Below are 4,933 nucleotides of genomic sequence, written 5' to 3' on the forward strand. Positions count from 1 at the left end.
GAAAGCAGCCTGACAAACACACAACAACCGAAAGTCCAAAAAACACCCAGCACTCCATCTCTTGTTTCCGTTCCTTCACTTCACTCATGACACGCTCCTTTGCGTCTCAGGGAGAACCGACGGGCCGCTCCCACATCATTTGCGCCGCCCCAATTGCGAGAACAGCCGTCCTTTTCAACCGACCTCGGCACGTAAGATCTACCGACCTCGGCACGTAAGATCACCCGACCTCGGCGAGAGGGGGGCGTGGCCGACGGGCGGCATTGATGCCGCCAACCTGCGCCCGCTCCTCTCCCCGCTGTGCCTACCGCACCTCTCCTCCCGCCCTTTCACCGCCCTGCCTCCCGCTACCCCGCTCACCGAGCCGGCGCCCGCCCCTGTCGGGGGCGGTCCGTCACAGGGTCTCGAGGATGCTCTTCCCGAGGGCCAGGTGGCGGTCCAGCTGCTCGTCGGCGTCGTTGAGGTAGAAGGCGTGGCCCTCATACTCGGAGATGAAGGCGCCCTGGAAGCCGCCCGCGGCGAGGATCGACAGCGCCTTCTCATACGGGATCGTCGGCTCGAAGACCTTGCCGTCCGCGTCGAGTTCCAGGTGGTAGAACTTGCCGTGCACATACTTCACATACGGCACCATCGCGGCGAAGGAGTCGAGTTCCGCCGGCGCAAAGGAAAGGTAGCCGAACCATTCGGAGATGGCGACCTTCTCGCCCTCGCCGCCGCCCATGTTCTTGGCGACGTGCTCCTGCATCTCCTCCTCGGTCATGCCGTTGTGGCGGTTGGCGATGATCCAGTCGAGAGTCTCCCGCTTGGCGCCCAGGCCCACGTAGCGGTTGATGGCGATCTCGGTGGGCCGCTCGATGAACATGCCAAAGTCGGGCACCAATCCGAAGGACTCGAGCCGGTTCCTCCCGATCGCCTCCATGAAACCGCGGGTGGTGGCGTCGGCCGGGGTGTGCGGGGCGTGGATCTCAAAGCCGATCTGCACGCCGTAGCGCTCGGCCAGGTCGTTGACGGCGGGGGCGAGTTCCGGCTCGAAGCCGGTGGCGCGCAAATACTTAGCGCCGAGGCTGCGGGCGGTCATGATGTCCAGACGGATGTCGGAGAGGATGTCCTCCCGGCTCATCTGGTAGCCCGTGATGCGTCCCAGGTCCACGTAACCGCCGTAGGAGAAGACCTCCACGCCGTGCTTCGCGCCGGCGGCGAGTACCGCGTCGATCTCCTCGGGCCGCGGGGTGGGGTACTGCTGGAAGGTCTGGGCGCCGACCAGCTCCACCTTGCTGACGCCCTTGGAGGCGACGTGCTCGAAGATCGTGTCAATGCTCCAGTCGTCGTTCTCGATGAACTCCTGGGTGTAGCTGTAGCAGGAAATGCCCTGTTCAATGCCGTTGATCGTTGCCATGGTGGTCTTGCTCCTCAGTTCTCAGAGTTCTCGGCCACGGTGAGGGTGGCGGATGCGGAGGCGTCGAACATTCCATAGACGCCGGGGGCGAACTGCATGTAGACGACGCGTGCCTCGCACACGAAGTCGACGTCGTGTGGCCCGGCCGCCAGCGGCTCGCCGGTCACGTGCAGGCGGATCGGGGTCTTGACGCCCCAGTACTCGGTGAAGGCCAGCGGCACCTGCTTAAGGCGCAGGAACTTGCCGTTGATCTCCACCAGGATGCGGTCGTCGTCGACCCGCTCGCCGTCGACGCTCAGTTCCATCCGCTCGACGGCGGAGATCGGGGTGCCGCGATAGTAGTTGAGGCCGACGTCGAGGACGTAGCCGTCGGAGTCGTTGGCGAGCCGGCGCAGCACCTGCTCGTCGAAGCCGAGCTTCATGAATTTGGTGGGCATAGGTGAGTCCTTCGGTTGGTTCGAGTTTGGTAACTAGTGAGGCAGCAGTGAGGTGGCGCAGTTTCAGGCCACCGCGACCTTCCGGGTGAAACGGTTTTCGGAGACGAAGGGCAGGTAGGACACGCGTAGGCGCAGGTTCACGTGCACGTCGTGCTCGCCGGGGGTCAGGCCGCCGGGCCGCAGGACGGTGATGGTCGCGAAGGTGCGCAGCTCCCAGCGCACGTCCGAGACGTCGGCGAGCTCGGCGAAGGTGCGGGTCACGCCGTCGTAGGTGAAGCGCAGATCCTCCGCGGGCACCGCCTCGCCGTCGATCGTGACCTCGGGCGTCTCGATCATGGACAGTCCCAGGCCGCGGTAGTAGGGGATGTGGGCCTCGAAGGAGAAGCCCACCGCCTCGCCGTCGGGGCCTGTGACGTTGCGGACGCTTCCCTCGCGAATGATCATCTCGTCGAACATGTCAGTTCTCCTTCCCGATCAATGCCTTGAGCATGTTCTGGTGGGCGGCGACCTGCGTGACGGAGTCGACGGGTTCGGCGTCCTCAATGTGGCGGTTCCCCTCGTACTCGCTGGAGAGGTAGCCGTCGTAGCCGATCTCTTCCAGCACGGGAACGATCTCGTGGTAGGGAATGGAGTACTCGTGCCAGTAGTCGAAGCCGGGCGCCTCATGCATTTCGTAGAACTTGGCGTGGATGTGCTTGATGAACTCGGCGTGGTCGCGCAGGCAGTCCACGGGTTGGGCGATCATGTGGATGCCGTTGCGGGCCAGGTCCAGGGTGACGCCGTCGGCGCCCTGCCGCTCCAGGCGGTCGAATAGGGCCTGGGTGTCGCCGTGGGAGTTGTAGGTATCCGCGATCTCGCGGGCCAGCTCCGGGTCAGCGCCGTCGCGCAGGGCCCGGTCGACGACGACGCGCGGCAGCTTATGGACGAAGATGCCCATGTCCGGCACGCAGCCGACGACGTCGGAGCCCACGCGCGCGGCGACCTCCAGATGCCGCTTGATCCAGTCGTCCTCGAAGGAGTACGGGGAGTGGACCTCCACGCCCATCCACACGCCGTGGTCGCGCGCGTAGGGGGCGGCGGACTCGACGACCTCGGGCGGGGTGTTGACGATGATGCGGATGCCCTTGGCGCCGAGCTTGGCGGTGTGCCGGATGTCCCGTTTGAGGGAGTCGACCATCTCGGAGTGGTTGAGCAGGCGGCCGTGGTAGCGCTTGGTGTCCAGGAACATGTCGTGGACGGTCGGCGTGGTGTCGTACCTCGCCATGAGGTCCTGCCACCAGGAGTAGAAGGAGTCCGGCAGATCCGCCTGCCCGGGGAAGGGGAAGCCGGGGATCATCTGCTCGCCGAGGGTCTCAATGCCCAGCGCACCCTCCTTGGCGGCTGCGGCTACACATTCCTCGAGGTCCATGGTGCCGTGAACGTATTCGTGCTGATATGAGTACAGGCTGACTCCGCGTTTGATCGGCGAGGTCATTTGTGCGCTCCTCTCTGAGTGCGTACTGCGGTTGGTGCGGCCGGGAGAGTCGGCCGCCGTGCGGTCCGGCCCCGACCCCGCGGCAGGGACCGGGGCCGAACCTGTTGCTGGCCGTCGGGCGACGTCGTCGGGCAGTCAGTCGAAGTAGACGGGCTTGCCGCCCTGGGCCGCGGAGGCGTAGATGCCGTCGAGGATCTCGGTGACGACGACGGCCTGGTCGGCGGTCACGTAGGGCTCGGTATCATTCAGGATGGCGTCGAGCCACAGGCCGGCCTCCAGGCCACCCATGTAGGCGAAGCCGTTCTGAGCACCCCCGACGCCGCCGGCGGAGAAGTAGGCACCGCCCGCGCCGAAGCCGGTGTTGACCTGCTTGCCGCCCTCAATGGAGTTGACGTCGACGATCAGGTTGGCGGAGCCGGCCGGGTCCTGGATGGTCTCGGCACCGGCCTCGGTACCCATGATCGTGATGCAGCCCTCGCGGGCGGCCTTGATGTTCAATGCCCAGGAGGCCTCGACGAACAGGGAGGCACCGTTCTTGAAGGTGACGAACCCGAAGGCGGAGTCCTCTACCTCGTAGGTGGCCGGGTCCCACTCGCCACCGATGTTGCCCTGCGGCTTGTCCGCCAGCTTGTAGTTGACCACGCCGGTGACGGAGGCGACGTCGTAGTTGTTCATCAGCCATAGGGCAACATCAATGGAGTGGCCGCCCAGGTCGATGAGCGGACCACCGCCCTGCTTGGTCTTGTCGGTGAACACGCCCCAGATCGGCACGCCGCGGCGGCGGGTGGCGTGGGCCTTGGCGGCATAGATCTCACCGAACTTGCCCTCGTCGGCCAGGGCCTTGAGGAACTGGTACTCCTCGCGCTGGCGGTACTGGAAGCCGACGGTCAGCTTCTTGCCGGTGCGCTTGGCGGTGTCACGCATCTTGCGGGCGTCCTCGCCGGTTACGGCCATGGGCTTTTCCACCATTACGTGCTTGCCGGCCTCCAGGGCGGCACAGGTTATCTCACAGTGGTTGGCGTTCCAGGTGCACACGTGGATGACGTCGATGGAGTCGTCGGCGACCAGATCCTGGTAATCGGTGGTGGTGTAGGCGTCCTCGTTGCCCCACTCGGCCTTGCCGGCTTCGGCACGCTCAATGTCGAAGTCGCAGAAGGCGACGATCTCACACCTGTCCTTGTGCTGCGCCAGGCCTACCAGGTGCTTCTGGGTTCCGATGAATCCCAGACCCACGATGCCGATGCGAAGCTTCTTGCTCATATCTGAACTCCTGTGTTCGGGTTGAGCCCGCCGGCTTTGGCTGGGCCCGGCGGGATGCGTCCCGCCTCACAGGTTGATTCAACTCGGCAGCAAAGGCTGAACCCAAGCTTTTCGGCGCACACTTGCGCCCCGTGCGTGCACAAGTGGCCGCGAATGCCGGTCCCGCTCCCCTCGCCGACGGCGGGGAGGTGGTTGTCGGATGGTTGTGGCGGTGGCGGTGGCCTCACCTGGGCCTGCCGGGCACCCTACGGGTGCCCGGCGACTGACCGGCGGATGCGAGCAGGCGGTGTTTGGTGGGTGTTTTAGTGTCCTTTTTGGGTTTCGGCTTGGTCGGTGAGGTAGGTGATGGTGCGGACGATGTTGTAT

The 4,933-nt window shown here is 65.2% G+C and carries 5 protein-coding genes; all 5 read right to left on the reverse strand.

The features are described 5' to 3' along the window. Positions 1–394 precede the first annotated feature (394 nt). Positions 395–1,396, reverse strand: coding sequence for a sugar phosphate isomerase/epimerase (locus Q4A20_RS14675; RefSeq protein WP_303124112.1), 1,002 nt, complete (start codon positions 1,394–1,396; stop codon positions 395–397). Positions 1,397–1,410: 14 nt separating this feature from the next. After that, positions 1,411–1,833 carry a DUF6379 domain-containing protein gene (locus Q4A20_RS14680; protein WP_108968708.1) on the reverse strand — a complete coding sequence of 141 codons (423 nt, stop codon included), beginning with the start codon at positions 1,831–1,833 and terminating at the stop codon, positions 1,411–1,413. Between the two features lie 63 nt (positions 1,834–1,896). After that, positions 1,897–2,289, reverse strand: coding sequence for a DUF6379 domain-containing protein (locus Q4A20_RS14685; RefSeq protein ID WP_303124115.1), 393 nt, complete (start codon positions 2,287–2,289; stop codon positions 1,897–1,899). A gap of 1 nt (position 2,290) precedes the next feature. Beyond that, positions 2,291–3,307 (reverse strand): sugar phosphate isomerase/epimerase, encoded by a 1,017-nt coding sequence (locus tag Q4A20_RS14690; protein ID WP_303124116.1) that lies wholly within the window; start codon positions 3,305–3,307, stop codon positions 2,291–2,293. A gap of 135 nt (positions 3,308–3,442) precedes the next feature. Beyond that, entirely contained in the window at positions 3,443–4,567 is a 1,125-nt protein-coding gene (locus tag Q4A20_RS14695) for a Gfo/Idh/MocA family protein (RefSeq protein ID WP_303124117.1), read from the reverse strand. Between the last annotated feature and the right edge of the window lie 366 nt (positions 4,568–4,933).

This window comes from Actinomyces sp., assembly GCF_030530635.1.
In the GTDB taxonomy this organism is placed as follows: domain Bacteria; phylum Actinomycetota; class Actinomycetes; order Actinomycetales; family Actinomycetaceae; genus Actinomyces.